Below are 25,984 nucleotides of genomic sequence, written 5' to 3'. Positions count from 1 at the left end.
CCGACCGAAATGTCGATTCACGCATCATCGCAACCTTTCAAAATGGCAGCCAAGCCCGCAGCAGAGCAGGAGTTCAACAATCCATTAAGGCATAACTTCTGGCAGAAGTGTGGCATTTCCGCTGTTAAGCATGAAAAACTGCGGAATCTGGAAACAGTCTCGGGTTGCTCAAGAGGCTAATGCACCAAATTGTGTCAAATCTGCCTGCCCGATGCCGTCCTTCAATGACCCGCTTCCCTATCGCGCCTTAACCGATTCGTTACGTCCCTTCGCAAGGATGTGGTCAGGGCCGGTAACGCTACCATCGGCCAAAGGCACAGTTCCCGGGTTCACAAGCGAGAATTGGGCGTTACGGTTGCCCCGGGCGCGGGTCAAGCGCCCTGCCGGACAGGGAGGGAAGGCATGCAAGTCACCGGAGAGCCGAGTTTTCGTGAATCGGTCGATCTGATGTTCAACCGGGCTGCGAAGCTCATGGACATGAGCCCCGGACTGGAACAGAAGATCCGCGTCTGCAATTCGACATACACGGTCCGCTTCGGCGTGCGCCTGCGCGGCAAGATCGAGACTTTCACCGGTTACCGTTCCGTCCATTCGGAACATATGGAACCGGTAAAGGGCGGCATCCGATTTGCGCTGTCGGTCAATCAGGACGAGGTAGAGGCGCTGGCCGCGCTGATGACCTACAAATGCGCCTTGGTGGAAACGCCGTTCGGGGGGTCCAAGGGCGGGTTGTGCATCGACCCGCGACAGTGGGACGAACATGAACTGGAACAGATCACGCGCCGCTTCGCCTATGAACTGATCAAGCGCGACCTGATCCATCCGGCCCAGAACGTCCCCGCCCCCGACATGGGGACGGGTGAGCGTGAGATGGCATGGATCGCGGATCAGTACATGCGGATGAACACCACCGACATCAACGGCAAGGCCTGCGTGACCGGAAAGCCGCCCCACGCCGGCGGGATTCAGGGCCGGGTCGAGGCAACCGGTCGCGGCGTGCAATACGCGCTGCGCGAGTTCTTCCGCCACCCCGAAGATGTGGCCCGGGCAGGCCTGTCCGGTGGGCTGGACGGCAAGCGGGTGATCATTCAGGGCCTTGGCAATGTGGGCTATCACGCCGCCAAGTTCCTGAGCGAGGAAGACGGCTGCAAGGTCATCGCCATCATCGAACGGGATGGTGCCTTGCTGGATCCGGCCGGGCTTGACGTGGAAGATGTGCGCCATTGGATGAACGGTCACGGCGGGTTGATGGAGGGTTACCCCGGCGGCACCCATGTGGCCGATGGCGCGGCCGTGCTGGAAGAAGACTGCGACCTGCTTATCCCGGCTGCTCTGGAAGGAGTCATCAACCTTGAGAACGCCGCCCGGATCAAGGCGCCGCTGATCATCGAGGCGGCCAACGGCCCGATCACTTTTGGCGCGGACGAGATCCTGCGGCAAAAGGGCTGCGTGATCATCCCTGACATGTATGCCAATGCGGGTGGGGTTACGGTGTCCTATTTCGAATGGGTCAAGAACCTGTCCCACATCCGGTTTGGCCGGATGCAGCGCCGGGCGGAAGAAGCGCGAAGCCGGCTTCTGGTCGAGGAACTGGAACGGCTGAGCGCGGACCAGCATCTTGGCTGGACGCTGGGCGCGGGGTTCAAGGAGAAGTTCCTGCAAGGCTCTGACGAGCTTGCGCTGGTGCGCTCTGGCCTCGATGACACGATGCGGACGGCCTATCAGGCCATGCGCGAAGTCTGGCACGGCCGCGAAGGGGTCGAGGATCTGCGTGTCGCCGCCTATATCGTGTCGATCAGCAGGGTGGCGCAGACCTACCGGTCCAAGGGGCTTTAGGCATTCGGCCCCGGGGGGGTGTCAGCCTCTGGGGCCGAACAGCGCCGCCATCAGATCACCGCTTTCGTATGAGATATCGAAGGTCTTGCCTGACTGTCTGACAAGCCTCACGGTCAGCTTGAGTTGGCCGAAATCCGTTGCGCTGCCGATCGGAAGGCTGATGAAGTCGAACCATGGCATCGTCATCTGAACCGCTGCCAGGCCAGGCGTTTCGATCGAGGCTCCGCAGCTCTCGCCCCCCTCGCCGAAGGCAAGCGACTGGAAATCCGCAAAGCAGACCGCGCAGATCGTTGCGGCCAGATCATTGCTGCAGGTTGCGCCTTGCTGGACTTCCACAAACGGAATGAAGGTATTCGTCACCCTGTCGGTTGCGCCCGCAGCCCCAACACGGTGGACGGGGTCGTCGCCTTGGATCAGGTCGGAGAAATCCACCAGGACGGAAAGTTCGGCGTAGGCGTCGGCCATCAGGTCTTCGAGAACGCAAAACGCGAGCGCGTCTTCGTCATTGCCGACCGAGGGCCGCAGGAAGCAGTACTCTTGCAGCGACGGGATCAGATCGGGGAAGTCCTGATCCACCTGCAAAAAGGCGTCCACCATGCCATCCGGGTCTCCCAGGATGTTGTAAAGTGCGATCGGATTGGTGCCGGAACTGCCGAAGACAAGGCTGACCTTGTCACCGGCAAGCAGCCCGTCGCTGACGTAATGCGCAACCCGAAAGCTGTCGGATGGGTAAGGTGCGCCAGAGCCTGTGCGCCAGCCACGGCTGTCTTCGGCCAGCGCGGGAACCGCGGAAAAGCCAGCAGTGGCAAGGCATAGAGCGAGAAGTGGGTGTGTGCAGGTCATTGGCCATCCGGGTTGAAAAAGCTGATCAGGCGAGGCTTGCACGGTGTGCAACCCGCGATCAACCCTGTGGTGCGCCGTTCGATTGCGACGCATGGTGTCGTCATTTGGCGCGGAAAACGCGCAAGCGTATTGAATAACCGTGGCTGTCGCGGTCAGATGAAAGCGACAGGAAAGGTTCACCCATGCGCTATTCAGGTCTGAAGGTCATCACCGAAGGGCTTTTCGGCAACAAGGGCTGGAAGCCGGCATGGCGCGACCCGGCACCGAAGGCCGAATATGACGCGATCATCATCGGCGGTGGCGGACACGGGCTGGCGACGGCCTTCTATCTGGCCAAGAACCACGGGCTGACGAATGTCGCGGTGCTTGAGAAGGGCTATATCGGGTCGGGCAACATCGGGCGGAACACAACCATTGTCCGGGCCAACTACTTTCTGCCGGGCAATTCGGAATTCTACAGCCACAGCCTCAAACTATGGGAAGGGCTGGAAGCCGAGCTGAACTACAACGTGATGCATTCGCAGCGCGGGCTGATCAACCTTTTCCATTCCGACGGCCAGCGCGATGCCTTCGCCCGGCGCGGCAATGCGATGATCAATCAGGGCGATGATGCAATCCTGCTGGACCGGGAAGGTGTGCGCGAACACCTGCCCTATCTGGATTTCGAGCAGACGCGGTTTCCGATCTATGGCGGCTTGTTGCACCCTCGGGGGGGCAGCGCCCGGCATGATGCGGTGGCCTGGGGCTATGCGCGCGGGGCCGACCGGCGCGGGGTGGACCTGATCCAGAACTGCGAGGTAACGGGGATCGACATCGAAAACGGTGTGGTGAAGGGGGTGCAGACCTCACGCGGGGCGATCCGGGCCAAGAAGGTGGCGATCATCGTGGCGGGGCGGTCAAGTCAGGTCGCCGCGATGGCGGGGATGCGGTTGCCGATCGAAAGCCATGTCCTTCAGGCCTTCGTGACCGAGGGCCTGAAGCCGGTGATCAACCATGTCGTCAGTTTCGGCATGGGGCATTTCTATATCAGCCAGTCCGACAAGGGCGGGCTGGTTTTCGGGGGCGATCTGGATTTCTACGCAAGCTACGCCAGCCGGGGGAACCTGCCGATGGTCGAACATGTGATGGAAGCCGGGATGACTCTGATGCCGATGATCGGGCGGGCCAAGGTCTTGCGCAGCTGGGGCGGGATCATGGACATGTCGCCGGATGGCAGCCCGATCATCGACAAGACGCATGTCGAGGGGCTGTTCATCGATTGCGGCTGGAACTACGGTGGGTTCAAGGCCGTGCCGGCAAGTGGCTGGTGCATGGCGCATCTGATGGCGACCGGCGAAAGCCACGAGGTTGCGCGCAAATTCCGTTTGAACCGCTTTGCGACTGGGCATCTTCTGGACGAAGAAGGCACCGGCAGCCAGCATAACCTGCATTGAGGGGGACGAGATGCGGGAAGGGTTGCACCTTGCGGAACGTGCGGAAGCCTCGGGCGGGGATAATTGGGGACAGAAAATGCGGGAAGAGTCATGCGCCTGAAATGCCCCCTTTGCGGTGAACGGGACCGGCGAGAGTTCCATTACTATGGAGCGGAAGATTATCTGCACCGCCCCGAAGTCGATGCAGAGCCTGCGGCGTGGGACAACTATCTGCATCTGCGGGACAATCCGGCGGGGATGACGCGCGACCTTTGGTATCACGAGGCGGGCTGCGCGCAGTGGCTTTTGGTCACGCGCAACACGGTGACTCATGAGATATCAGCTGTGGAATTGGTGGCGGAGAGGGCGAAATGAGGATCGACGGCAAGGGGCTGATCGACCGCACGAAGCCGGTGCGCTTTCGGTTCGATGGCAAGGATTATGCCGGCTACAAGGGCGATACGCTGGCCTCGGCACTTCTGGCCAATGACGTGCGGCTGATCGGGCGGTCGTTCAAGTATCACCGCCCGCGTGGGGTGCTGACCGCCGGGTCCGAAGAGCCGAACGCGCTGGTCGAGGTCTTGGGGCCGAAGAACCAGACACCGAACGTGCGGGCGACCGTGCAGGAGGTGTTCGAGGGGCTGGTGACGCAAAGCCAGAACCGTTTGGGTAGCCTGCGGTTCGATCTTCTGGCGGTGAATGACTATCTGTCGCCGTTCCTGAGCGCTGGGTTCTATTACAAGACGTTCATGTGGCCGCGAGCCTTCTGGGAAGGGCTTTATGAGCCGATCATCCGGCGCGCTGCGGGGCTGGGAAGCCTGTCGGGAAAGCATGATGAGGGGGTCTATGAAAAGGCCTTTGCGTTTTGTGACGTGCTGGTGATCGGGTCTGGCCCGGCCGGGTTGATGGCGGCCTTGACCGCCGGGCAGGCCGGGGCGGATGTGATTCTGGCCGAGGAAAGTCATCAGATCGGTGGGCGCCTGTTGTCGGATGGCGGGATGATCGGCGGGATGTCGGCAGGGGATTGGGTTGCCAGCGTGGTGGCCGAACTGACCGCGATGCCGAATGTCCGGATCATGACGCGGACGGCCGTGACCGGGGCCTATGACCACGGCACCTATGGCGCTCTGGAGCGGGTGGGGCTGCACAAGCCCGCGCGCCCGAACCTGCCGCGCGAATGTTTCTGGCGGATCGTGGCACCGCATGCCGTGCTGGCAACCGGCGCGCTGGAGCGGCCGATTGCGTTTGAGAACAACGACCGACCGGGGATCATGATGGCCTCGGCGGTGCGGACCTACCTGAACCGTTACGGGGTCAGCCCGGGCAAGCGGGTAGCGGTGTTTGCCAATACCGACGCCGCACGGGGTGTGGCGCGTGATCTGATGGCGGCCGGGGTGCAGGTGGCCGCGATCATCGACCCGCGCCCGGACGCAAGCGCCGTTGAAGATTGCCCGGTGCATCTGGGGGCCGAGGTTGTTGGCAGCCGGGGTCGGCTGGGGCTGACCGGCATTCAGGTGCGCAAGGGGGGCGAGACCTTCGAGATCGAGACCGATTGTCTGGCGATGTCAGGCGGCTGGAACCCGACCTTGCACCTGACCTGCCACATGAACGGCCGCCCGCGTTGGGATGCGGAGCTTGCAGCCTTCGTGCCGATGGACGGGGCGGTGCCGGGGCTGGTCGCGGTGGGTGCTGCGAACGGGTCGATGTCGACGCATGGTGCCTTGGCCACTGGCCACGCGGCGGCGCTGAAGATGGCGCTGGCGCTGGGCCGGAAGGTCAGCATCGATCTGCCGGAAGCCGAAGATGCGCCCTATGGCCTGAAGCCGGTATGGGCGGTGGAAGGCAAGGGGCGGGCATGGCTCGACTTTGCCAATGACGTGACGACCAAGGACGTGAAGCTGGCCGCGCAGGAAGGTTTCCGCAGTGTCGAGCATATGAAGCGCTACACCACGCAAGGCATGGCGCCTGACCAGGGGAAATCGTCCAACGTCTCGGCGCTGGCGGTTTTGGCGGATGCGACGGGGCGGGGGATACCTGAAACCGGAACCACCACCTTCCGCCCGCCCTATGTGCCGGTTTCCATCGCCGCGATGGGGGCTGGTGGCCGGGGCGAGGGCTTCGCGCCGCAGCGGTTCCTGACCAGTGATCAGGCCAGCCGCGACCGGGGCGCGCCGATGATCGAGGCGGGGCTGTGGTATCGGCCCAGCTATTTCCCCAAGCCGGGCGAGAAAACCTGGCGCGAGGCTTGTGACCGCGAGGTCATGATGGTCCGGCAGGCGGTCGGGGTGGCCGATGTCTCGACGTTGGGCAAGATCGACATTCAGGGCAAGGACGCCGGGCGGTTCCTTGATTTCGTCTATACCAACACCTTTTCGACGCTGCCAGTGGGTCGGGTGCGCTATGGTCTGATGCTGCGTGAAGACGGGTTGGTGCTGGACGATGGCACCAGCGCCCGGTTGGGGGCTGATCACTACCTCATGACCACCACCACCGCGGCGGCGGGGCTGGTGATGCGGCATCTGGATTTCGTGCATCAGGCGTTTTGTGCCGATTGGCAGGTGCGGTTCATCTCGGCCACCGAGGCTTGGGCGCAGTTTGCCATTGCCGGGCCGAAGGCGCGGGAGCTGGTGAATTCCTTTCTTGAAGCGCCGGTTGACCTGCCCTTCATGGGCGTCGCTCCGGTGCGGATCGGCGGGGTTGACGGGCGGCTCTTCCGGATCAGTTTCAGCGGTGAAGAGGGGTATGAGGTTGCCGTGCCAACCCGCTTTGGCGAGGCCTTGTTCCGCGATCTGCTGGCCCGGGCAGAAACCATGGGCGGTGGGCCTTACGGGATGGAGGCGCTGAACGTTCTTCGGATCGAAAAGGGCTTCATCACCCATGCCGAAATCCACGGGCGGATCACCGCGCATGACATCGGCATGGAAAAGATGGTCAGCGCCAAGAAGGACTGCATCGGCAAGGCCGCCGCGCAGCGGCCGGGGATGTGGGGGCCAGAGCGTGAACAGCTGGTCGGCCTGAAAGCCGCCGACACGATCAGCGCCGGGGCTCATCTGTTTGTGCCGGGGATGGAAATCCACCGTGAGACCGATCAAGGCTATGTCACCTCGGTCGGCTGGTCGCCCACGGTTGGGGCATGGCTGGGCTTGGGCTTCCTGAAGGACGGTCGCGCGCGGGTGGGTGAACGCATCCGGCTGGTTGATCATTTGCGCGGGCTGGACGTGATCTGCGAGGTCTGCCACCCCGTCTTCCACGACCCCGAGGGGGAGAAACTTCGTGCCTGAACTTATTGCCAAATCCGCACTTGAAGGCTTTTCGGCGCAGCATCTTGCCGGGGCCACCCTCGCCGAGGCTGAAGTCGGGCCGATCACCTCGGTCGCGGTCTACCCGGATGGGGCGAAGGCTTTGGCCAAGGGGTTGAAATCCATTGGGCTGACCTTCCCCGCGCCAAATGCTTTCATCGAAAAGAAAGGCACGCGGATTGTCTGGAACGGGCGGGATCAGGCGTTTCTGACTGGCGTGGTGCCGCCGACGCTGGAAGGTGCTGCGGTCAGCGATCAGACCGATGGCTGGGCGGTTCTGGCGCTGGGTGGCCCGGGGGCGGTGGATGTGCTGGCGCGTCTGGTGCCGCTGGACCTGCGGCTTTCGGCCTTTCCGGTGGGGCGGGTGGTCCGGGCGCCGGTCAACCACATGAACGCGGTGATCCTGCGGACCGGCGATTATGCTTTCGAGGTGATGGTCTTCCGGTCGATGGCCCGCACCGCCTGGCACGAGTTTGAGGCAGCGATGCAGGCCCTTGCGGCGCGCGCGGCGATGAAATCCTAGGCGGAAAGCCACCTGAGCGGAAACTTGTCACTGGCGCGTCACGGAACAGGGGTTTACATCTTTCCTGAACCTGAGTTTCAGAAAAGGTGCAACATGGCCCCCGACGGTCAGACAATCGCCCCGAACGTCTATGACGCCGAACCGATCCCCGAAGCCGCGCGGGCCGAGATTGACAGGCTGCTCTCCTCGGGTGACCTGTTTCGCTATACCGCACCTCAGGATGCGCCCGTGGCCCTGCTGGAGGCCGAGTTTGCCGCCCTTCTGGGAACGCGCTACGCGCTTGCAGTGTCATCCTGTTCGGCGGCGCTGTTTCTGGCGCTGAAGGCGCTGGACCTGCCGCGCGGTGCGAAGGTTCTTATCCCGGCCTTCACTTTTGCCGCAGTCCCGTCTTCGGTCGTTCATGCCGATTGTGAGCCGGTTCTGGTGGAAGTGGGCGAAAACTACCGTGTGAACATGGAAGATTTCGCTGCCAAGTTGCCGGGCGCAGGCGCAGTAATGATCAGCCATATGCGGGGACATACCTCGGACATGGACGCGATCATGGCGCTGTGCGATGCGGCGGGCATCCCGGTGATCGAGGACGCGGCGCACAGCCTTGGCACGGTCTGGGGCGGGCGCAACATCGGCACGATCGGCAAGGTCGGCTGCTTCAGCTTTCAGTCCTACAAGATGGTGAACGCGGGCGAAGGTGGCATCATGATCACCGATGACCCGGAAATCGCCGCGCGGGCGATCATCATGTCGGGCGCCTATGAAACGAACTGGAAAAAGCACCCCGGCCTGTCAAACTCGTGCGCGCATTGGCAGAACAAGCTGCCTTTGTATAATCTGAGGATGCAGAACCTGTCAGCCGCCGTGATCCGTCCGCAACTGCCCCTGGTGGCAGAGCGGGTCGAAAAAGGGCGGGCGAACCATGACCATGTGGCGGCAAGGCTGAACGCCTCGGCGCATCTGTCGGTGCCGGATCCGCTTGGGCCGGAAGTGCGGGCGCCCGATTCGATTCAGTTCAACCTGTCGGGCGACTGGACAGACGCGCAGGCGCTGGGCTTTCAGGCCGCCTCCAAGGCGCGCGGCGTGGCGGTTCAGGTGTTTGGCCTGAGCGAAGGCAACGCAAGGGCCTTCTGGAACTGGCAGTTTCTTGGCGATCAGCCTGAATTGCCGCAGACCCGTGCCATGCTGATGCGCGCTTGCGACGTGCGGCTTCCGACCCGCCTGACCGGGCCGGAGCTTGACTACATCGCGGATGCCATTGTCGAAGCAGCAGCCGAGGCGCGGGTCTGATCAGGTTTCGGCGTCGGCCACGCTTTTGCAGGCTTGGTCTGATCAAAGAACACGAAGCGCAGGTGCCTGCCACGGCCAGTCCGCCAGCGTCGGCGCGATGACTTCCTGCGCGATCAGCAGCTTCAGATGCGCTGCGATCTGGCCCGGCACGTCGCGCAGTATTCCGGCGCGGGCGGTCAGCGACAGGGTTCGTTCCAGCGGGGCAAAAGGCAGGGGCCGCACTTCGACCAAGGCGCGGAACGCGCGCGCCTGATGCAGCGCCAGCGGGGTCAGGATCGTCCAGCCTTCGCCCCCTGCGACCATCGCCATGATCGCGGCATAGCTGTCCAGCTCGAAGCGATGCCCAAGCCGGACGCCTTGACGCAGCAGATGGGCGGCAATCTGACGGCCCATGAGATGACGGGCGGTATACTGGATCAGTGGCAAGTCTTCCGGCCGCGCGCCCGCCGGGCAGACGGCCACGAAGGGTTCCGACATCAACGGATGCACTTCCCGCCAACTGCCGTCGCTTGGGGGATCGCTGGCGGAATCGGCGGCAACAACGATATCAAGCGCCCGTGCCTCCAACTGGTCGAGCAGCCGGTGACTTGCGCCAGTCTCCAGAAGAAAGCGGCATCCCTTCAGATCTTTCGCCAGCAAGGACAGCAGGCGTGGGGTCACATCGCCGTCAAAATCCTCGATCACCCCAAGGCGCAGGGTTGTCATGCCGGCAAGGTCGGCCATGGCCAGTTCGGCGCGCGCTTCGCTGGCCGCGTTCAGGATGGTCTGGGCGTGGCGGCGGAACATCGCACCGGCGGGGGTCACCGGCATCGGGCGACCGGAACGGTCCAGGAGCACGGCGCCAAGCACGGTCTCCAACCCGGAAAGCTGCTGGCTGACCGCCGAAGGGCTGACACCCAGACGCCGCGCTGCAGCCGAGATTGATCCCTCTTCGGCAGCGGCGACGAAAACCTCGATCCCCCAAAGTGTGACACGGCCCTCAGCTTCGGCCATCGGTCAGAGCTTTGACAGCTTCTTCTGCAACTCAGCCAATTGCTTCTTGATTTCAGCTATGTCGTCGGGGGCGGCTGGCGTTTCATCCTCGGGCGCTGGGCCAGAGGCGTTCCAGCCGGGCATCCCGCCCATCATCGACTTTAGAAAGGCTTCCTGCTGCTTGCGCATCGCATCGAACCCTGGAACGGCGGCCATGGGGTTGGGGAATGCGGTCAGGTTTTCCATCATCTTCGTCTGGCTGTTGCGCAGCATTTCGAAGGATGTGGCAAGGAACTGCGGCACTATCGATTGCACGCCCGAGGTGTAGCTGCGGACAAGGTCGGTCAGCACATCCACTGGCAATACGCTTTCGCCCTTGGATTCATGTTCCGCGACGATCTGCAACAGATACTGGCGGGTAAGGTCGTCGCCCGATTTCAGATCTACGATCTGCACCTCGCGCCCCTGACGGATGAACCCCGCGATATCTTCCAACGTCACATAATCTGACGTTTCGGTATTGTAGAGGCGGCGGCTGGCGTAGCGCTTGATCAGAAGCGGCTTGTCGGTATCGGCCATGATTCCCCCCGGGGACTTTGTGCAGGTGCAGAGAAGCCTACGGGAGGGAAATGCAAAAAGAAAGGGCGGGCTCGGGGTGAAACCCGGCCCGCCCGACACCCCACAAGGGGCGCACACTCGTTACGCCTGCAAATTACTTCGCAGCTGCAGCGGCTTTCTTGGCCACCGACGACACTTCGGCAGTGGCTTTCTTGACAGCGGCGGTCGCGTCTTCCGACATGTCCTTGCCAGCGGCCAGCATCAGCTCGACGGTTTCCATCTGCACTTTCTTGGCGACTTCAGCGAAGGCGGCCATGTTTTCGGCAGCCATTTCGGCAGCGGCCGAAGCGAAATCGGTCACCGACTTGGTGTATTCGGTCGGCTCAGCCTTGGCTTTGGAGACGTCCGTCAGCTTGGCGATCGAATCCTTGGCCCACTTCGAGGTGATCTCGGTGGACTTTTCAGCAGCCTCAAGGGCGACTTTCGAGAATTTCTCGGCGAAGGCGGCCTGGGTCTTGAACGCGTTCTGCATGGCTGACGAGTCAACCGGCAGGGAAGCCATCATGTCCTGCATGACTTTGGCGAAATCGGGGGTCTTGGTCATCTGATATACTCCGCTATGTGCGAGCACCCGCCCGCTTTCCGATGAAAGGAATATAGATGCTGCACCGCAGCATTTCAAGTATTTTTCTGCATTGCAGCAATGCCTGCGGTTGCTACAGGCCAACCCTCTGGAATGCTGCTGAAATGTCAGAGACCTGCAATCGGGGCAGGGGTGGCCACCACATAAGTTCCCGGTGCGGCTGCCAGCGAATCAACCGGAACCCGCGCCTTGATCATCGGCCCGGAACGTTCTGCCAGCCAGTCGCGCCAGCGCGGCCACCAGCTGCCCTTGTGGAAGGTGGCCCCCTTCAGCCAGTCCTCCGGGTCGCCTGCTATCGGGCCATCATTGGTGTAGTGGCCGTATTTGTCCTTGGATGGCGGATTGATGATCCCGGCGATATGGCCCGACTGCGACAGGATGAAGGTCTTGTCGGCCGATCCCATCTGCTTGATGCTGTTGAAGCTGCCGCGCCAATGGGCGATGTGGTCAGTCTCACAGGCGATGGCGCAAAGGGGCAGCTTGATGTCTGCAAGGCTGACAGGGCGGCCAAAGACTGGAAACTCGCCCTTGGCAAAGCCGTCGCCCTGACACAGGCCGCGCAGGTATTCCACGGCCATTTTCGCGGGCAGGTTGGTGCCGTCGCCGTTCCAGTAAAGCAGATCAAAGGCGGGCGGTGCCTCGCCCAGCATGTAGGATTTGATCGCCGGGCTGTAGATCAGGTCGTTTGACCGCAGGAAACTGAAGGTCCGGCTCATGAAGGTCCGCGACAGGATACCGTCCTGCGCGGTCTGGCGTTCGATGCCGTCGACGAAATCGTCATTCAGGAAGACGCCCACCTCGCCCGGATCGGAAAAATCGGCGAGGGTGGTGAAGAAGGTGGCCGACTTGACGGTTTCATCCCCGGCCTTTTGCAGATGCGCCAGTGTCAGGCCAAGCGTGGTGCCGGCGATGCAATAGCCGACGGCGTTGATCTTTTTCTCGCCGGTGATCCGACGCACCTCGGCCATGGCGCGCAGATAGCCGTCACGCATGTAGTCATCCATGCTGGTGCCGGCATAGCTGCTGTCGGGGTTGACCCAGCTGACCACGAACAGTGTAAAGCCCTGATCCACGATCCACTTGATCAGCGAATTCTGCGGCTTGAGGTCCATGATGTAGAATTTGTTGATCCACGGCGGGAAAATCAGCAGAGGGGTCTTGTGGACCTTTTCGGTCGTGGGCTCATACTGGATCAGTTCCAGCATCTTGTTGCGGTAGACCACGGCACCGGGGGTCGTGGCGAGGTTTTCGCCCACCTTGAATGCCTCGCGGTCAGCAAGGGTGACCAGCAGGTCGCCCTGATTGCCCTCGATGTCACGGACAAGGTTCTCGAGCCCCTGCACCAGACTTTCGCCATCGGTGGCCACGGCCTTTTCAAGCGCTTCAGGATTGGTGCCAAGAAAATTCGTCGGGCTGAACATGTCGACGATCTGCCGGGTGAAATATTCCACCCGGCGGCGGTCTTCGGGCGGCAGCGCCTCCATGTCGCCGACAGCGGTGGTGATCGCTTCCGAGTTCAACTGGTATTGCTGCTTGAGGTAGTTGAAGAACGGGTGCGTTTCCCAAAGCGGGTTTGAAAAGCGGCGGTCCTTCGGGCCGGGGTCCGGGGGGGCCTTCAATTCGCCCTTGGCCAGCACTTGCTGTGCTTCGACGTAATGTTTCAGCGTCTTGCCCCAGTAATTGATCTGATGTTCCACCACCTTCGCGGGGTTCTGCATCATCTCGGCCAGGTAGGCGGCAGCGGCTTTCATGTAGACGTCTGGCGCGGGGCCGTGCAGCGAGGGATCGGTCTGGCGGCGATGGGTCAGCGCGGCGGTCAGGCGCTTTGACAACTCGTCAACCTTGGCAAGGTTGGCGTTCAGCCGTGCGGCCCGTGCTTCGGCCTCTGGACCAAGAGCATTCTCTTCTGTTGTCATGCTGACGTTTCCCCCCTATCTTCGCCGCTGTGCAGCATCGTGTCGCCACGCCCTGGTCGGCCATGCCACATCGGCCCCCCTGCGGGCAAGGAGATGCGATGAAGTATATGTTCACCTACGACCTGATGGAAAGTGCGCGCAACACGAATGAGTGGTTGGGTGCCTCGGCCCGCGCCTTCGCAAGTTACCCGGCCTTCGCCATGTCGATGAACCCGGTGCTGCCGCTGATGGCCGCCTGGGGCGAGGTGACGGAACGCACTTTCGGCCGCATGATCGCGAAGCCTGACTGGGGCATCCGGTCGATCGTCGGTCCTGATGGCACCGATCATCTGGTCGACGTGACGCCCGTGGTCGAAAAGCCGTTCGGTGATCTGGTGCAATTCTTCGTGCGCCGCCGGGCGCCGATGGCGCGCAAGGTGTTGCTGGTGGCACCGATGTCGGGGCATTACGCCACGCTTCTGCGGTCCACGGTTGCCAGCCTGCTGCCTAATGCCGACGTCTATGTGACGGACTGGCACAATGCGCGTGACATTCCGGTCAGCGCGGGCAAGTTCGACGTCGAGGATTACACGCTTTATCTGGCCGAGTTCATGAAGGCGCTTGGCCCTGACACCCATGTCATCGCGGTTTGTCAGCCGGTGCCGCTGGCCCTTGCCGCCACCGCCTACCTTGCCGCCGAAGACCCCGAAGCGCAGCCCCGGTCGCTGGTGTTGATCGGTGGGCCGGTTGATCCCGACGCCGCCGCGACCGAGGTGACGGACTTTGGCCGCCGGGTGACCATGGGGCAGCTGGAACATCTGGCAATCCAGCGGGTCGGCTTCAAATACAAGGGCGCGGGGCGGCTGGTCTATCCGGGCCTCTTGCAGCTGCAAAGCTTCATCACGATGAACGCCGAACGCCACGGCAAGGCATTTTCCGATCAGATCCTCCGCGTCTCGCGCGGGGAAGGTTCGGATCATGACGCCCACAACCGATTCTATGACGAATACCTTGCCGTGATGGACATGACGGCGGAATTCTACCTGTCCACCGTCGAGCGCATCTTCAAGAACCGTGAGATTGCGACGAATGATTTCGTCGTGGCCGGTCGCAAGGTGGACATGGGGGCGATCACCAAGGTTGCCGTCATGACGGTCGAAGGTGCGAATGATGACATCTCGGCCCCCGGGCAATGCGTTGCGGCGCTGAAACTGCTGACCGGGTTGGCGGATGACAAGAAGGCCCAACACCTTGAACCCGGCGCGGGCCATTACGGCATCTTCGCGGGCAAAAGCTGGCGTCTCAACATCCGGCCGCTGGTGCTGAATTTCATCGATGCGAATTCCGGCGCTGGTCGCAAGGCAAAGATCGCGCTGGCATCAGCACAGTAACAGCGTCGGAAGGCGACCCGAAAGGAACGTCTCCAGCGCCCGGGTCACGGTCTCGGGTTGTTCAAGCTGCGGCAGGTGGCCTGCCTCGGGAATGACCTCAAGGCAGCCCTGCGGCATCATTCCGGCGAGAAACTCGGCCCGGCGGCGCGGGACGACGGTATCCGCCTCGCCCGCCAGGATCAGCGCCGGGACATTGGCCTTGCGCAACGTCTTTTGCTGGTCGGGGCGGCGCTGAAGGGCGCGGATCTGACGCTGGAACTGATCGGGGCCAAGGGTGGCCGCCATGTCCTGCACCAGTGCCAGCACCTCGCCGCGCCATGGCGCATCGAAAAGTGCGGCCTCGGGCAGCATCTGGGCGATGCAATCGGCCATGTGTCCGGTCTTGGCGGCAACCAGCAGCGCCTCTTGCGCGGCGGCAAGCTGCGGCGGTTCCGGGAGCGGATCTGTGGCAATCAGGGCGATACGGCTGACGGCATCGGGCCTGCGGCGAAAAAGCTCGATGGCGACGTTTCCGCCAAGACCGTGGCCAATGACGGCAAAGCGGGCAGGCAGGGCCGCGGCCGCCTCGATTGCCACCTTTTCCACGGTGTCGGACAGGCTGGGGGCAAGCAGGATAACCGGCCGCGTCTGGCCCAGACCCACGATCTGAGGCATGAAGGCGCGGGCATCCGCCATGAAGCCCGGGATCAGGACAACCGGTTCGTTCATCCGAAGCAGCCTTTGGCGAAGTTGCGGGAAAATGGATGATAGACGGTATCTCTTGTCCCGTCACCATAGCCGATAAGATAATGGATTCAAAGGAGGATAAACCACCGGACAAAGAGCCGACGTCCTGCTGGTTGTCCAGTAATTGTTTGATTGATGCTATTCAGCAGCGTCCTCCGCCGCAGCGGCTTCATGCAGGCCGATCACCTGTTCAACCGTTTCAGTGATCAGATCGAGACAGGCAGGGGAGGAAAAGCGGTGGTCGGCACCCTTGACCAGCGTCAGGCGCAAGTCGGAGCTGTCGATGTGGTCCAGAAGCCGCAGCGCAACTGACGGAGGCACGTCGGTATCTGCCGTGCCTTGCAGCAGTCGCACGGGAAAGGGCAGCCTCAATGGCTGGTCCAGCACCAGATTGTGTCGCCCATCCTCGATCAGCCGGCGGGTGATCGGGTAGGGCTCGTCGGAATAGTCCGAGGGGCGCAACAAGACCCCCTGTGCCAGAAGTGTGGCGCGGTCGGCGGCGGAGAAATCCTCAGACCACATTCGTTCGGTGAAATCGGGGGCCGCGGCGATACCGACAACGCCCGCGATCCGGCTGGCCATGTCGCGCGCCAGTAGCAGCCCGATCCACCCCCCCATGGATGATCCGACCAGAACCTGCGGACCATCGGTCAACCCTTCGATAACCGCCACGGCATCGCCGCGCCAGTCACCGATAGCGCCATCGACAAACGCCCCGCGTGAGGCGCCATGGCCGGAATAGTCGAACCGCAGGAACGCCCGGCCGGTGGCCTTGGCCCAGTCTTGCAGATGCAGCGCCTTTGATCCGGTCATGTCGGACCGGAAGCCGCCGAGAAAGACCACCCCCGGGCCACGGCCTTCGGTGCGGTGATAGGCGATGTGGCGACCTTGCGGGGTGGTGAGGTAGGTTGTCATGCGCCCACTATAATCGTGAGATGCGGCAAGGGTGAGGCCCCGCGCAACCCACGCGCGAAGAATTGCCGGTGGCGTCTGGCGGCTGGCTTGACTTCACCCGGCCCGGCGGGCAAGACAGCGCCCGACATAACCCGCAACCGGGCGCATCGTGGGCGCCAAACTGACGAGGAACAGGCACATGAGCCAGATTTCCCTGACATTTCCCGACGGCAACATCCGCAGCTACCCGGCGGGCGTGACCCCTGCCGAAGTGGCCGCAAGCATCGCGCCGTCCTTGGCCAAGGCGTCGATTTCGGCGCAGGTGGATGGCAAGCACTGGGATCTGGCATGGCCGATCCATGCGGATGCCAAGATCAGCCTGAACACCCTGAAGGATGAAGCCCCGGCGCTGGAACTGATCCGGCACGACCTTGCGCATATCATGGCCCGGGCGGTTCAGGAAATCTGGCCGGATGTGAAGGTCACCATCGGCCCGGTGCGCGATTACGGATGGTTTTACGATTTCGACCGTGAGGAACCCTTCACGCCCGAGGATCTTGGCCAGATCGAAGCGAAGATGAAGCAGATCATCAACGCGCGTGACCCGGTGCGGACAGAGGTCTGGGAACGGGCGCGGGCGGTGGAATACTACCGGGGCCGGCACGAACCCTTCAAGCTGGAGCTGATCGACCGCATCCCCGAAGGCGAAGACCTGCGGATGTATTGGCACGGCGACTGGCAAGACCTGTGCCGGGGGCCGCACCTGCAACACACGGGCCAAGTGCCAGCCGATGCCTTCAAGCTGACGCATGTGGCAGGGGCCTATTGGCTGGGCGATGCCTCGCGGCCCATGTTGCAGCGCATCTATGGTGTGGCGTTCCGCAACCGCGATGACCTGAAAGCGCATCTGACGATGCTGGAAGAGGCTGCCAAGCGCGACCACCGGAAACTTGGCCGCGAAATGGAGCTGTTCCACATTCAGGAAGAAGCGCCCGGCATGGTGTTCTGGCACCCGAACGGCTGGATGATCTACCGCACGCTGGAAGACTACATGCGCGGGCGGTTGCGGCAGGCGGGCTACAAGGAAATCAGGACACCGCAGGTCGTGGACCGTGTGCTGTGGGAAAAATCCGGCCACTGGGAAGCCTACCGCGAGAACATGTTCATCGTTGAGGTGGACGAGGAGGGCGCCAAGGAAAAGCGGATCAACGCGCTGAAGCCGATGAACTGCCCCTGCCATGTGCAGATCTTCAACCAGGGTCTGAAGTCCTACCGTGACCTGCCCTTGCGCCTGGCGGAATTCGGGTCGTGCCACCGCTATGAAAGCTCTGGCTCCATGCACGGGCTTATGCGTGTGCGCGGCTTTACCCAGGACGACGCGCATATCTTCTGCACCGAGGACCAGATCGAGGCGGAATGCGCGGGTTTCATCGCGCTTTTGTCATCGGTCTACCGCGACCTCGGGTTTGAGAAATTCGACATCAAGCTGTCCACCCGCCCCGACGTGCGCGTGGGGTCGGATGAGGTTTGGGACAAGGCTGAAACCGCGTTGCAAAAGGCCATCGAAGGGCTTGGCTTGCCCTATACGATCAACCCCGGCGACGGTGCGTTCTATGGCCCCAAGCTGGATTTCAAACTGACCGACGCCATTGGCCGCGAATGGCAGTGCGGCACCTTCCAGGCAGACTTCAACCTGCCGGTGCGGCTGGACGCCGAATACGTGGGCGAAGACGGGATGAAGCATCGGCCCGTCATGCTGCACCGCGCCGTCTTGGGGTCGTTCGAGCGCTTCATCGGCATCCTTTTGGAAAACTACGCCGGGAGATTGCCGTTCTGGCTGGCACCCCGGCAGGTTGTTGTTGCGTCCATCGTCTCGGACGCTGACCCCTTCGTGCATGAGGTGGTGGCCGCGCTGCAAAAGGCAGGCGTCCGGGCCGAGGCGGACGTGCGCAACGAAAAGATCAACTACAAGGTCCGCGAACATTCGGTCGGCAAGGTTCCCGTGATCCTGGCCATCGGGATGCAGGAAGTCGAGGCGCGGACTGTTTCAGTTCGCCGCCTTGGCGAGACGCGGACTGAAACGATCAGCCTCGATTCTGCGATTGCAACCTTCGGGTTTGAGGCTTTGTCCCCCTCCGGGAATTGATACAAGATACTGATAAAAAACGTAAAGCCTCGCCGGTCGGCGGGGCTTTTCCGATTCTGCCCTGCGGCAATCCGCCTCACGAATCCGTGGATCACGCGTCCGTGGGTGTCTTGTGAGCGGTGTGTCAGCCTAATCCTGTCCGGGTCGCAAACGGTGCGACCACCAACTCAAGGGATGCAACCAACATGTCGTATCAATCGAAATCGCTTGTCATCGCCGGCGCCTTTGCGGCCGCTCTTTCCGGCGCCGCCACCACCGCTTCGGCGCAGGAAAACGAAAAGTGCTTCGGCGTTTCGCTGGCTGGTCAGAATGACTGCGCTGCGGGCGAAGGCACGACCTGCGCTGGCACCTCGAAGGTCGATTATCAGGGCAACGCGTGGACGCTGGTTCCGGCAGGCACCTGTGCAACCATGGAACTGCCCGCCGGTGCCGATGGCATGGCCCGCATGGGCAGCCTCGAAGCACTTGACCGCGATCTGCCGAGTGCTTGACCATTTTTGCCCCCCGGTCCTGCCGACCGGGGGGTGACTTTTTCGGGGGACTTGTGATGCTTGACCAGACTGGGGGCGGATTGCCCGCGAAACCCGGCACCGGCTACAAACCGCAGCACTTCGCGTCGATCCTTGCTGATCCCGGTCCGGTCGGCTGGCTGGAGATTCACGCAGAGAACTATATGGGCGACGGGGGCCGCCCCCTTGCACAACTGCGCCACCTTGCCCAGCGATTCCCGATTTCGGTGCATGGCGTGGGTCTGTCCATCGGGGGTGAGGCGGCCCTGGACCTTGACCACCTTGAACGGCTCAAGACCCTGTGTGGCTGGCTGAACCCGGCCAGCTTTTCCGAACACCTCGCATGGTCGACCCATGACGGGGCCTATCTGAACGACCTTCTGCCCTTGCCCTACACCACAGCGACCCTCGCCCGGGTCTGTGCGCACATCAATCAGGTCCAGGACGTGCTTGGCCGCCGGATGCTGTTGGAAAACCCATCGACCTACGTCGCTTTCTCGGAAACCGCGATGGAAGAGGTGGCGTTTCTTACCCAGATCGCAGAGCGCACCGGCTGTGGACTGTTGCTGGACGTGAACAACGTCTATGTCTCTGGCGTAAATCAGGATTATGATCCTCAGTCCTATCTGGACCGTTTCCCGCTGCTTCATGTTGGAGAAATCCACCTTGGCGGCCATGATGAGGACCGCGACGATCATGGCAACCGCCTCCTGATCGACAGCCACGGGGCAGAAGTGGTGGATCCGGTCTGGGCTCTTTACGCGCATGTCATCGCCAAGGCCGGCCCGCTGCCGACGCTGATCGAGTGGGACAATGATGTTCCCGACTGGCCGGTTCTTGTGGATGAAGCCGCCCGCGCCGCCCGCGTGCTGGAGGCGGTGGCATGACCCAGACCGATTTTGCCCGGGCGCTGCTGGACCCGGAAGCCGACATTCCCGTCGGCATCACCGACCCGACCGGTCGGCCAGCGCCAAAGCGGTTTTCGGTCTACCGCAACAACGTTGCCTCATCCCTGACCCGTGCTTTGGAGGCGGCATTTCCGACCGTGCGCAAGCTGGTTGGGGATGAATTCTTTGCCGCCATGGCCGGGGTCTTCCTGCGCGCCCATCCGCCGAACTCGCGGATGCTGATGCTTTATGGCGACGCGATGCCCGGATTTCTTGAGGGATTCCCGCCAGTAGCCCATCTGGGCTATCTGCCCGACGTTGCCCGTCTGGATCAGGCGATGCGCGAAAGCTATCACGCGGCCGACATCCAGCCGCTGCCAGATGCCGAATTTCAGCGCCTGATCGGTGCAGACATTGCCGGGCTGCGCCTGCGGCTGGCACCGTCGCTGCGGCTGGTCCGGTCGCATTGGCCCGTGGTCTCGATCTGGGCGGCGAATGCCGAAGGTGGCCCGCCGCCCGTTCCGGGACCGGAAGACGCCGTGATCCTGCGGCCGGAATTCGACCCCCGTCCCCAGCGTTTGCCAAGTGGCGGCGGTGCTTTCCTGCAAGGGCTGCTGGAGAAACGCACCCTTGGACAAAGCCTTGATCAGGCCGGGGCTTCGGTCAACCTGCCCGGAATCCTTTCCCTGCTGATTTCCGGCAGGGCCATTATCGGAGTGGACGAATGAACAGGCTGCTTTCCCTCTATCACAGCGCGGTCAATAGCGCCGACAGGCACGGCGACTGGCTGTTGCCTACCGCCGCGCGACTGGTCTTCGCTGCTGTTCTGTTTGCCTATTTCTGGGCCTCGGCAGCGACAAAGCTGGATGGTCTGTTCACCCCGTCGATGGGGTCTTACGCGCAGATCTTTCCCAAGGTCTTCGAGGCGGTCGGCTATGATGTTGGCCAGATGGGTCTTTGGCACCGTCTGGTGGTGCTGGCCGGGGCATGGGCAGAGTATGTCTTGCCGCTGCTGATCGTACTGGGTCTTCTCACTCGTCTGGCTGCCCTGGGGATGGTGGGGTTCGTCCTTGTGCAAAGCCTGACCGATATCGTCGGACATGGGGCCGGGTCCGGGGCATGGTTCGACCGGGCGTCGGATGCGCTGATCCTGGATCAGCGGGCTTTCTGGATGCTGCTGTTTCTTGTGCTGATCACCAAAGGCGCTGGTCCCTTTTCGGCGGATCGCCTGCTTGCCGGGACCACTTCCCGCCTTGCAGCTTGATTTTCGGCGAATCCTTGGCATCATCGCCGGAGTGACGACAGATTTCCTGACCGCCTCTCTGAACGAAGGCCCTGGAAGACCTGGTGGCACGGCTCGCGGCAATGGCGCCGCGGGGGGTTCTGAGAGGAGAAGCGGCATGCCGACAGGCACCGTGAAGTGGTTCAATTCGACCAAAGGTTACGGGTTCATCGCCCCCGATGATGGCGGCAAGGACGTTTTCGTGCATATCTCGGCGGTAGAACGCGCCGGGTTGAAAGGCCTGAACGACAACCAGAAGATCGGCTACGAACTTCAATCGGGCCGCGACGGGAAACAGTCAGCAGGCGACCTGCGTCTCCTTTAAGCAGTCAGCGCGGCTTCGGTCGCGCTGTCCCATCCCAGGTACCACTGGTCGCCGTCACGGATGACCGGCCGCTTCATGACAGTCGGCTGTGCCGCGATCTGCGCTTCTGGCTCGGATGCCTTCAGATAGTCGTTGAAGGCCCGATAGGTTGTCGACTGGCTGTTTATCGCGCGCGAGCCGAATTCGATGACAATGGTGGCGATTTCTGCCTCGGTCATCGGGGTGGCACGGACGTCGTGGAACGTGACCTCTTTTCCTGCCGCCTTCAGCGCCTTCAGCGCCTTCTTGCAGGTGTCGCAGGTGGGGATACCGTAAAGGATCATCGGGGTCTTCCTTTCGACTTCCGGCAACGGGGTGCCACACTTGGCTCTAGCGGGCCAAGCCTTTAGCACAGGCCGAAACGGGCGGCAAACGGTGGTCGGATCGGCTTCGGTCTCAGCCGTGGATCATCCGCGTGACCGTCACCCCCGCCCATGCGGAAAAGGCGGTCAGAACCCCGCCCCAAAGCAGGTCGGTCACCACCATCTGCCAATGCCAGTCACGCATCACCGCCCATGACGTGAATTCATAAGTGCCGTACGCCATCAGGCCGATGATCAAGGCCGGCACTACCACAGGCGCGCCGCTGCGCAGCCCGGGCAGCGACACGAGGTAGATCACGCCCGCAACATAGGCGAGGTAGAACAGCGCTGCGGGGGCGACGCGGATCGGGTCAGCCAGAAGCGGGCCGATATGGCGGCTGAACAGCGGCTTCATCACCATGGTCAACATGATGGCATCAAGGACCAGAAAGACGACGGCAGTGCTGACGTAAAGGGTGATGACGGACATGGGCGCTCCTTTGCCCATTACCAGATAGCATGGAATTGACCTTGTGCCAGTGGCGGCGGGCTGCGCTCTGGGATGACTTTTCAAGCCGCGCAAACCCGGTTAGGGCAGGGGGATGCTGTCCTATCAACATCTTTACCATGCCGGGAACCTTGCGGATGTGCATAAGCATGCCGCCTTGGCCTGGGTGCTGGATTACCTAACGCAAAAGGACAAGCCGCTCAGCTATATCGAAACGCATGCCGGGCGCGGGGTCTATGACCTTGATGCCGACGAGGCGGCGAAGACCGGTGAAGCGGCCGCCGGAATCGGGCTGGCGGAACGGCTGTTTCCCGAAACTCACCCCTACCGGCAGCGGCTGGCCGAGGCGCGGGCGGCCTATGGCCTGCGGGCCTATCCCGGCTCGCCCCTGATTGCAGCACTTGGCCTGCGGGAGACTGACAGCCTGCATCTTGCGGAACTCCATCCACAAGAGGTGACGCATCTGCGCAGCGTGGCAAAGGATTGGGGCGCGCAGGTCTATCAGAAGGACGGGTTTGAGCTGGCCTTGGCGATCACCCCCCCGACGCCCCGGCGCGGGCTGATGCTGATCGATCCGTCCTATGAGGTGAAGGCTGATTACGACGCGATCCCACGTCACATGGCGGCGCTGAACCGCAAATGGAACGTCGGGATGCTGATCCTGTGGTATCCGATCCTGAAAGGCGGCGCGCATGGCCCGATGCTGCGCGCCCTGGAGACGGCGTTCCCCGATGGCTTGCGCCATGAGGTGCGGTTTCCGCCGGTGCGCGACGGGCATCGGATGGAAGGATCGGGCCTGTTCTTCGTCAACCCGCCATACGGGTTGGCGGCGGAACTGACCGCACTTGGTAAACGATTCGCGACGCTTTCCAAACCCGGGTTGGGGACATAGATAGGGCCTATGATCGACGCACTTCTTCGCCGCCTCATGGCGCCCGCCCCCACCGCCTTGCCCGAACCGGACGCCCGACTGGCGCTTGCGGCACTTTTGGTGCGTATCGCCCGGACCGACGGGCTATATTCTGCGGAAGAGGTCGAGAAGATTGACCGTGTTCTGGCGCGTCGGCATCACTTTGGCCCGTTCGAGGCCGCAAAATTGCGCACCGAGGCCGAAGAACTGGAAGCACAGGCCCCTGATACCGTGCGCTTTACCCGGGCGCTGAAGGCGGCAACGGCGCTGGACGACCGGGCCGATCTGATGGAAGCGCTGTGGTCTGTCGCGCTGGCCGATGGCTTGCGCGACGCCGAGGAAGACCGCCTCATTCGGCTGGTGGCAAACCTTCTGGGGCTGACCGATGTTGAATCGGCACAGGCTCGGCAGCGCGCGGAACGCGGGGCGGAACGGGAATGATTGCAAGTCTCGGGATGTATGATTTCGGCCCGGCTACGGGCGCGAATGACCGGCTTTGGGTTGCGGTGCGCGAAAGGCTGCTTGCCCGGGGCGTTGCGGCACCCAAGGATCTTACGCGGGGTGAGGGGGCTTTCTGGCCCGCATGGGAAGCGCCCGATCTGGTGCTGTCGCAAACCTGTGGCTACCCGTTTCGCGCGCGCTTGCAGGGCTATGTAGCCTATGTCGGCACGCCTGACTTCGGGGTAGATGGCTGCCCGCCCGGGTATTACCGATCGGTTTTTGTCGTCCGCTCTGACGATCCGCGCGCAACATTCGCGGATTTCGATGGCGCGGCTTTCGCCTACAACGAGCCGTTGTCGCAATCCGGCTGGGCCGCCCCCCAGATCCATGCGGCGAAGCGGGGCCTGACCTTGCCGCCTGTGGTGCAGACCGGCGGTCACCGGCTTTCGGCGCATGCCGTGGCCGATGGCAAGGCTGACATCGCCGCATTGGACGCCGTGACATGGGAACTGATGCATGGGGTCGATCCGGTGACCGAACGCCTGCGGGTGATCGATGTGACCGATCCCACCCCCGGGCTGCCCTACATCGCGGCAAGGGGCGCACCAGCCGATCTGATCCATGACGCTCTTGCCGACGCCATCGCCGCTCTTGCGCCAGTTGACCGCGCGACGTTGCGGCTGAAGGGCATCGTGCGGATCGCCGAGGCCGCTTATCTCGCGGTGCCAAATCCGCCCGCACCAGACCAGTTTGCGCCTGCAAACTGATCATATCGCCGCGTCACAGTTGATTTTCGGGCTGAATGCACGTTGCATTGTCGCAAAATCTCGGCACTACTCGCATGCCAGATGTCCTTGACCAGAAGCTCCATGTCCGCTGACACCCCTGACACACCGGTCATCGAAATCCGCGACCTGCACAAATGCTATGGTCCGCTTGAGGTGTTGAAGGGCGTTGACCTTGTCGCCCCGCGCGGCAATGTGATTTCGCTTATCGGGTCTTCCGGGTCGGGAAAATCCACGCTTTTGCGGTGCTGCAATCTGCTGGAAGACAGCCAGCAGGGCGATATCCGCTTTGAGGGCGAAGCCGTGCGTTGGAAGGGTGAGGGTCTGGACCGCCATCCCGCCGACCGCGTGCAGGTCACGCGCATCCGCACCAATCTTTCAATGGTCTTCCAGCAGTTCAATCTCTGGGCGCATCTTACCATCCTGCAAAACGTGATGGAGGCGCCGGTGACGGTGCTGAAACGCGATCCGAAAGAGGTAGAGGCGAAGGCGCGGCAATACCTGGCCAAGGTCGGGATCGCGGACAAGGCCGATGCCTGGCCGGCCCAGCTTTCCGGCGGCCAGCAGCAGCGCGCGGCCATCGCGCGGGCCTTGTGCATGGAGCCGCGCGCCCTGTTGTTCGATGAGCCGACATCGGCGCTTGATCCCGAACTGGAACAAGAGGTTGTCCGCGTCATCAAGGCCCTTGCCGATGAGGGGCGCACGATGATCCTTGTGACGCATGACATGAAGCTTGCGGCGGATTGTTCGGACCACGTCATCTTCCTGCATCAGGGCCGGATCGAGGAAGAGGGGCCGCCCGCAAGCCTGTTCGGCAACCCGCAAAGCGCCCGCCTGCGCGGGTTCCTGTCGGCAACGGCGGCTTGATGACATGCGTTAGCACCATTGCAGCGCTGGCCACCGGGCTGACGCTTGTTTCAGCGGAAACCGTGACCATCGGCACCGATGGCCCGTTCCCGGCCTATGTTCTGGTGGATGAGACGGGCGTGATCACTGGTTTCGAACGCGACGTGATGGATGAAATCTGCTCGCGCGCGGCGCTGGTCTGTGCATGGCAGCTAGCCAACTTTGATCAGTTGATCCCGGGCGTGATGTCGGGCCACTTCGATGTGGTGCTGGGTGGTATGGCGGTGAATGACGAACGCAAGGCCCTGGTGGATTTCACGCGCTCATATTACACCACCGAACCCGAAGAATGGTATATCGGCCGCCCCGGCGCGCTGCCACCCGACCGCGCCCTGATCGCGGTGCAGTCCGGCACCGTCCACGAAGCACATCTGCGCAACCTCGGGCTGGCCAGGGTCAGCTTTCCAACCGAGCCCGAAGTGCTGGAGGCGTTGCGCACCGGGCAGGTTGATCTGGCGCTTGGCCCTTTTCAGACGCGCGCCGATATCGAAGTCTTCGTGCAGGCGAACGGCTTTGACTTTCTCTATTCCGACCTGATCCCGGATGACGGAGTGGCCATGGCCGTCTGCAAGGGCAACGTCGCATTGCTTGACACCTTGAACGCGGCCCTTGACGCGATGCGCGCGGATGGAACGCTTCAGGGTTTCGAAACCCGCTGGTTCAATTGAACT

General features: G+C 62.5%; 27 protein-coding genes. 18 read left to right on the top strand and 9 right to left on the bottom strand.

Annotation, left to right across the window (positions count from 1 at the left end):
- Positions 1 to 402 precede the first annotated feature (402 nt).
- A complete protein-coding gene (locus QUV21_RS09365; RefSeq protein ID WP_300854462.1) occupies positions 403 to 1,836 on the top strand; it encodes a Glu/Leu/Phe/Val dehydrogenase in 1,434 nt (477 codons plus the stop codon).
- 21 nt (positions 1,837 to 1,857) lie between these two features.
- On the opposite strand, the gene QUV21_RS09360 is transcribed toward QUV21_RS09365, so the two are convergent.
- Positions 1,858 to 2,679 carry a hypothetical protein gene (locus QUV21_RS09360; protein WP_300854460.1) on the bottom strand — a complete coding sequence of 274 codons (822 nt, stop codon included), beginning with the start codon at positions 2,677 to 2,679 and terminating at the stop codon, positions 1,858 to 1,860.
- A 182-nt stretch (positions 2,680 to 2,861) separates the two neighbouring features.
- On the opposite strand from QUV21_RS09360, the gene QUV21_RS09355 reads away from it, so the two are divergent.
- The 5 genes from QUV21_RS09355 to QUV21_RS09335 all read left to right on the top strand — a co-directional run bounded on the left by QUV21_RS09355 (position 2,862) and on the right by QUV21_RS09335 (position 9,194).
- Positions 2,862 to 4,112: a sarcosine oxidase subunit beta family protein gene (locus tag QUV21_RS09355; RefSeq protein ID WP_300854458.1), complete on the top strand. Its 1,251-nt coding sequence runs from the start codon at positions 2,862 to 2,864 to the stop codon at positions 4,110 to 4,112.
- A 90-nt stretch (positions 4,113 to 4,202) separates the two neighbouring features.
- Positions 4,203 to 4,466, top strand: a complete 264-nt coding sequence (locus tag QUV21_RS09350; RefSeq protein ID WP_300854456.1) for a sarcosine oxidase subunit delta — start codon at positions 4,203 to 4,205, stop codon at positions 4,464 to 4,466.
- Positions 4,463 to 7,372, top strand: a complete 2,910-nt coding sequence (locus QUV21_RS09345) for a sarcosine oxidase subunit alpha family protein (RefSeq protein WP_300854454.1) — start codon at positions 4,463 to 4,465, stop codon at positions 7,370 to 7,372. Before QUV21_RS09350 ends, QUV21_RS09345 begins: the two co-directional genes overlap by 4 nt.
- The gene (locus tag QUV21_RS09340) at positions 7,365 to 7,913 is read left to right on the top strand and encodes a sarcosine oxidase subunit gamma family protein (protein ID WP_300854452.1); all 549 of its coding nucleotides are present in this window, start codon (positions 7,365 to 7,367) and stop codon (positions 7,911 to 7,913) included. The genes QUV21_RS09345 and QUV21_RS09340 overlap by 8 nt, the downstream gene beginning before the upstream one ends.
- A 93-nt stretch (positions 7,914 to 8,006) precedes the next feature.
- Positions 8,007 to 9,194: an aminotransferase class I/II-fold pyridoxal phosphate-dependent enzyme gene (locus QUV21_RS09335; protein WP_300854450.1), complete on the top strand. Its 1,188-nt coding sequence runs from the start codon at positions 8,007 to 8,009 to the stop codon at positions 9,192 to 9,194.
- Positions 9,195 to 9,236: 42 nt separating this feature from the next.
- On the opposite strand, the gene QUV21_RS09330 is transcribed toward QUV21_RS09335, so the two are convergent.
- The 4 genes from QUV21_RS09330 to phaC all read right to left on the bottom strand — a co-directional run bounded on the left by QUV21_RS09330 (position 9,237) and on the right by phaC (position 13,283).
- Entirely contained in the window at positions 9,237 to 10,187 is a 951-nt protein-coding gene (locus QUV21_RS09330; protein ID WP_300854448.1) for a LysR family transcriptional regulator, read from the bottom strand.
- 3 nt (positions 10,188 to 10,190) lie between these two features.
- On the bottom strand, positions 10,191 to 10,745 hold the full coding sequence (gene phaR, locus QUV21_RS09325) for a polyhydroxyalkanoate synthesis repressor PhaR (RefSeq protein WP_300854446.1): 555 nt from the start codon (positions 10,743 to 10,745) through the stop codon (positions 10,191 to 10,193).
- Between the two features lie 133 nt (positions 10,746 to 10,878).
- A complete protein-coding gene (locus QUV21_RS09320; protein ID WP_300854444.1) occupies positions 10,879 to 11,328 on the bottom strand; it encodes a Phasin in 450 nt (149 codons plus the stop codon).
- 146 nt (positions 11,329 to 11,474) lie between these two features.
- Positions 11,475 to 13,283: a class I poly(R)-hydroxyalkanoic acid synthase gene (gene phaC, locus QUV21_RS09315; RefSeq protein WP_300854443.1), complete on the bottom strand. Its 1,809-nt coding sequence runs from the start codon at positions 13,281 to 13,283 to the stop codon at positions 11,475 to 11,477.
- Positions 13,284 to 13,381: 98 nt separating this feature from the next.
- Here phaC and phaZ point away from each other — a divergent pair, with 98 nt between their 5' ends.
- Complete coding sequence (phaZ, locus tag QUV21_RS09310) at positions 13,382 to 14,653, top strand: polyhydroxyalkanoate depolymerase (protein WP_300854442.1); 1,272 nt, start codon at positions 13,382 to 13,384, stop codon at positions 14,651 to 14,653.
- Here phaZ and QUV21_RS09305 read toward each other — a convergent pair.
- Both QUV21_RS09305 and QUV21_RS09300 read right to left on the bottom strand, forming a co-directional pair.
- Entirely contained in the window at positions 14,642 to 15,361 is a 720-nt protein-coding gene (locus QUV21_RS09305) for an alpha/beta hydrolase (RefSeq protein ID WP_300854441.1), read from the bottom strand. The two genes, phaZ and QUV21_RS09305, sit on opposite strands and share 12 nt — an antisense overlap.
- 156 nt (positions 15,362 to 15,517) lie before the next feature.
- Entirely contained in the window at positions 15,518 to 16,294 is a 777-nt protein-coding gene (locus QUV21_RS09300) for an alpha/beta hydrolase (protein ID WP_300854439.1), read from the bottom strand.
- A 178-nt stretch (positions 16,295 to 16,472) separates the two neighbouring features.
- Between QUV21_RS09300 and thrS the strand changes: the two genes are divergently transcribed.
- The 6 genes from thrS to QUV21_RS09270 all read left to right on the top strand — a co-directional run bounded on the left by thrS (position 16,473) and on the right by QUV21_RS09270 (position 21,422).
- A complete protein-coding gene (gene thrS, locus QUV21_RS09295; RefSeq protein WP_300854438.1) occupies positions 16,473 to 18,419 on the top strand; it encodes a threonine--tRNA ligase in 1,947 nt (648 codons plus the stop codon).
- A 185-nt stretch (positions 18,420 to 18,604) separates the two neighbouring features.
- Positions 18,605 to 18,910 (top strand): DUF2282 domain-containing protein, encoded by a 306-nt coding sequence (locus QUV21_RS09290; RefSeq protein ID WP_300854436.1) that lies wholly within the window; start codon positions 18,605 to 18,607, stop codon positions 18,908 to 18,910.
- Between the two features lie 56 nt (positions 18,911 to 18,966).
- A complete protein-coding gene (locus tag QUV21_RS09285; RefSeq protein WP_300854435.1) occupies positions 18,967 to 19,815 on the top strand; it encodes a DUF692 domain-containing protein in 849 nt (282 codons plus the stop codon).
- Positions 19,812 to 20,543 carry a DUF2063 domain-containing protein gene (locus QUV21_RS09280; protein WP_300854432.1) on the top strand — a complete coding sequence of 244 codons (732 nt, stop codon included), beginning with the start codon at positions 19,812 to 19,814 and terminating at the stop codon, positions 20,541 to 20,543. The genes QUV21_RS09285 and QUV21_RS09280 overlap by 4 nt, the downstream gene beginning before the upstream one ends.
- Positions 20,540 to 21,079, top strand: coding sequence for a DoxX family membrane protein (locus tag QUV21_RS09275; RefSeq protein WP_300854430.1), 540 nt, complete (start codon positions 20,540 to 20,542; stop codon positions 21,077 to 21,079). The genes QUV21_RS09280 and QUV21_RS09275 overlap by 4 nt, the downstream gene beginning before the upstream one ends.
- A 136-nt stretch (positions 21,080 to 21,215) precedes the next feature.
- Entirely contained in the window at positions 21,216 to 21,422 is a 207-nt protein-coding gene (locus QUV21_RS09270) for a cold-shock protein (RefSeq protein ID WP_125324549.1), read from the top strand.
- On the opposite strand, the gene QUV21_RS09265 is transcribed toward QUV21_RS09270, so the two are convergent.
- Positions 21,419 to 21,745 carry an ArsC/Spx/MgsR family protein gene (locus QUV21_RS09265; protein ID WP_300854422.1) on the bottom strand — a complete coding sequence of 109 codons (327 nt, stop codon included), beginning with the start codon at positions 21,743 to 21,745 and terminating at the stop codon, positions 21,419 to 21,421. The two genes, QUV21_RS09270 and QUV21_RS09265, sit on opposite strands and share 4 nt — an antisense overlap.
- A 112-nt stretch (positions 21,746 to 21,857) precedes the next feature.
- Positions 21,858 to 22,253 (bottom strand): DUF2177 family protein, encoded by a 396-nt coding sequence (locus QUV21_RS09260; protein WP_300854419.1) that lies wholly within the window; start codon positions 22,251 to 22,253, stop codon positions 21,858 to 21,860.
- A gap of 112 nt (positions 22,254 to 22,365) precedes the next feature.
- On the opposite strand from QUV21_RS09260, the gene rlmJ reads away from it, so the two are divergent.
- The 5 genes from rlmJ to QUV21_RS09235 all read left to right on the top strand — a co-directional run bounded on the left by rlmJ (position 22,366) and on the right by QUV21_RS09235 (position 25,981).
- Positions 22,366 to 23,163 carry a 23S rRNA (adenine(2030)-N(6))-methyltransferase RlmJ gene (gene rlmJ, locus QUV21_RS09255; protein WP_300854416.1) on the top strand — a complete coding sequence of 266 codons (798 nt, stop codon included), beginning with the start codon at positions 22,366 to 22,368 and terminating at the stop codon, positions 23,161 to 23,163.
- A gap of 9 nt (positions 23,164 to 23,172) precedes the next feature.
- Positions 23,173 to 23,622 carry a TerB family tellurite resistance protein gene (locus QUV21_RS09250; RefSeq protein WP_300854413.1) on the top strand — a complete coding sequence of 150 codons (450 nt, stop codon included), beginning with the start codon at positions 23,173 to 23,175 and terminating at the stop codon, positions 23,620 to 23,622.
- Positions 23,619 to 24,389, top strand: coding sequence for a PhnD/SsuA/transferrin family substrate-binding protein (locus QUV21_RS09245; RefSeq protein ID WP_300854410.1), 771 nt, complete (start codon positions 23,619 to 23,621; stop codon positions 24,387 to 24,389). The genes QUV21_RS09250 and QUV21_RS09245 overlap by 4 nt, the downstream gene beginning before the upstream one ends.
- 102 nt (positions 24,390 to 24,491) lie before the next feature.
- Positions 24,492 to 25,274, top strand: a complete 783-nt coding sequence (locus tag QUV21_RS09240; RefSeq protein ID WP_300854407.1) for an amino acid ABC transporter ATP-binding protein — start codon at positions 24,492 to 24,494, stop codon at positions 25,272 to 25,274.
- Positions 25,274 to 25,981, top strand: coding sequence for a transporter substrate-binding domain-containing protein (locus tag QUV21_RS09235; protein WP_300854404.1), 708 nt, complete (start codon positions 25,274 to 25,276; stop codon positions 25,979 to 25,981). Before QUV21_RS09240 ends, QUV21_RS09235 begins: the two co-directional genes overlap by 1 nt.
- Positions 25,982 to 25,984: the final 3 nt, after the last annotated feature.

The organism is Tabrizicola sp. (assembly GCF_030373185.1).
Classification (GTDB): domain Bacteria; phylum Pseudomonadota; class Alphaproteobacteria; order Rhodobacterales; family Rhodobacteraceae; genus Tabrizicola.
Note: the sequence above shows the minus strand (reverse complement) of the source record. Positions and strands in the feature narration are given on the sequence as shown.

Excerpts from the sequence above, each read along its gene's own strand:
- QUV21_RS09345 (WP_300854454.1), top strand. The coding sequence starts at position 4,463 with ATGAGGATCGACGGCAAGGGGCTGATCGACCGCACGAAGCCGGTGCGC.
- QUV21_RS09355 (WP_300854458.1), top strand. The coding sequence starts at position 2,862 with ATGCGCTATTCAGGTCTGAAGGTCATCACCGAAGGGCTTTTCGGCAAC.
- QUV21_RS09265 (WP_300854422.1), bottom strand. The coding sequence starts at position 21,745 with ATGATCCTTTACGGTATCCCCACCTGCGACACCTGCAAGAAGGCGCTG.
- QUV21_RS09290 (WP_300854436.1), top strand. The coding sequence starts at position 18,605 with ATGTCGTATCAATCGAAATCGCTTGTCATCGCCGGCGCCTTTGCGGCC.
- QUV21_RS09235 (WP_300854404.1), top strand. The coding sequence starts at position 25,274 with ATGACATGCGTTAGCACCATTGCAGCGCTGGCCACCGGGCTGACGCTT.
- QUV21_RS09300 (WP_300854439.1), bottom strand. The coding sequence starts at position 16,294 with ATGACAACCTACCTCACCACCCCGCAAGGTCGCCACATCGCCTATCAC.
- QUV21_RS09335 (WP_300854450.1), top strand. The coding sequence starts at position 8,007 with ATGGCCCCCGACGGTCAGACAATCGCCCCGAACGTCTATGACGCCGAA.
- QUV21_RS09280 (WP_300854432.1), top strand. The coding sequence starts at position 19,812 with ATGACCCAGACCGATTTTGCCCGGGCGCTGCTGGACCCGGAAGCCGAC.
- QUV21_RS09260 (WP_300854419.1), bottom strand. The coding sequence starts at position 22,253 with ATGTCCGTCATCACCCTTTACGTCAGCACTGCCGTCGTCTTTCTGGTC.
- QUV21_RS09320 (WP_300854444.1), bottom strand. The coding sequence starts at position 11,328 with ATGACCAAGACCCCCGATTTCGCCAAAGTCATGCAGGACATGATGGCT.
- QUV21_RS09270 (WP_125324549.1), top strand. The coding sequence starts at position 21,216 with ATGCCGACAGGCACCGTGAAGTGGTTCAATTCGACCAAAGGTTACGGG.
- QUV21_RS09275 (WP_300854430.1), top strand. The coding sequence starts at position 20,540 with ATGAACAGGCTGCTTTCCCTCTATCACAGCGCGGTCAATAGCGCCGAC.
- phaC (WP_300854443.1), bottom strand. The coding sequence starts at position 13,283 with ATGACAACAGAAGAGAATGCTCTTGGTCCAGAGGCCGAAGCACGGGCC.
- thrS (WP_300854438.1), top strand. The coding sequence starts at position 16,473 with ATGAGCCAGATTTCCCTGACATTTCCCGACGGCAACATCCGCAGCTAC.
- QUV21_RS09350 (WP_300854456.1), top strand. The coding sequence starts at position 4,203 with ATGCGCCTGAAATGCCCCCTTTGCGGTGAACGGGACCGGCGAGAGTTC.
- QUV21_RS09285 (WP_300854435.1), top strand. The coding sequence starts at position 18,967 with ATGCTTGACCAGACTGGGGGCGGATTGCCCGCGAAACCCGGCACCGGC.
- QUV21_RS09240 (WP_300854407.1), top strand. The coding sequence starts at position 24,492 with ATGTCCGCTGACACCCCTGACACACCGGTCATCGAAATCCGCGACCTG.
- QUV21_RS09360 (WP_300854460.1), bottom strand. The coding sequence starts at position 2,679 with ATGACCTGCACACACCCACTTCTCGCTCTATGCCTTGCCACTGCTGGC.
- QUV21_RS09245 (WP_300854410.1), top strand. The coding sequence starts at position 23,619 with ATGATTGCAAGTCTCGGGATGTATGATTTCGGCCCGGCTACGGGCGCG.
- rlmJ (WP_300854416.1), top strand. The coding sequence starts at position 22,366 with ATGCTGTCCTATCAACATCTTTACCATGCCGGGAACCTTGCGGATGTG.
- QUV21_RS09305 (WP_300854441.1), bottom strand. The coding sequence starts at position 15,361 with ATGAACGAACCGGTTGTCCTGATCCCGGGCTTCATGGCGGATGCCCGC.
- QUV21_RS09250 (WP_300854413.1), top strand. The coding sequence starts at position 23,173 with ATGATCGACGCACTTCTTCGCCGCCTCATGGCGCCCGCCCCCACCGCC.
- QUV21_RS09330 (WP_300854448.1), bottom strand. The coding sequence starts at position 10,187 with ATGGCCGAAGCTGAGGGCCGTGTCACACTTTGGGGGATCGAGGTTTTC.
- QUV21_RS09365 (WP_300854462.1), top strand. The coding sequence starts at position 403 with ATGCAAGTCACCGGAGAGCCGAGTTTTCGTGAATCGGTCGATCTGATG.
- phaR (WP_300854446.1), bottom strand. The coding sequence starts at position 10,745 with ATGGCCGATACCGACAAGCCGCTTCTGATCAAGCGCTACGCCAGCCGC.
- phaZ (WP_300854442.1), top strand. The coding sequence starts at position 13,382 with ATGAAGTATATGTTCACCTACGACCTGATGGAAAGTGCGCGCAACACG.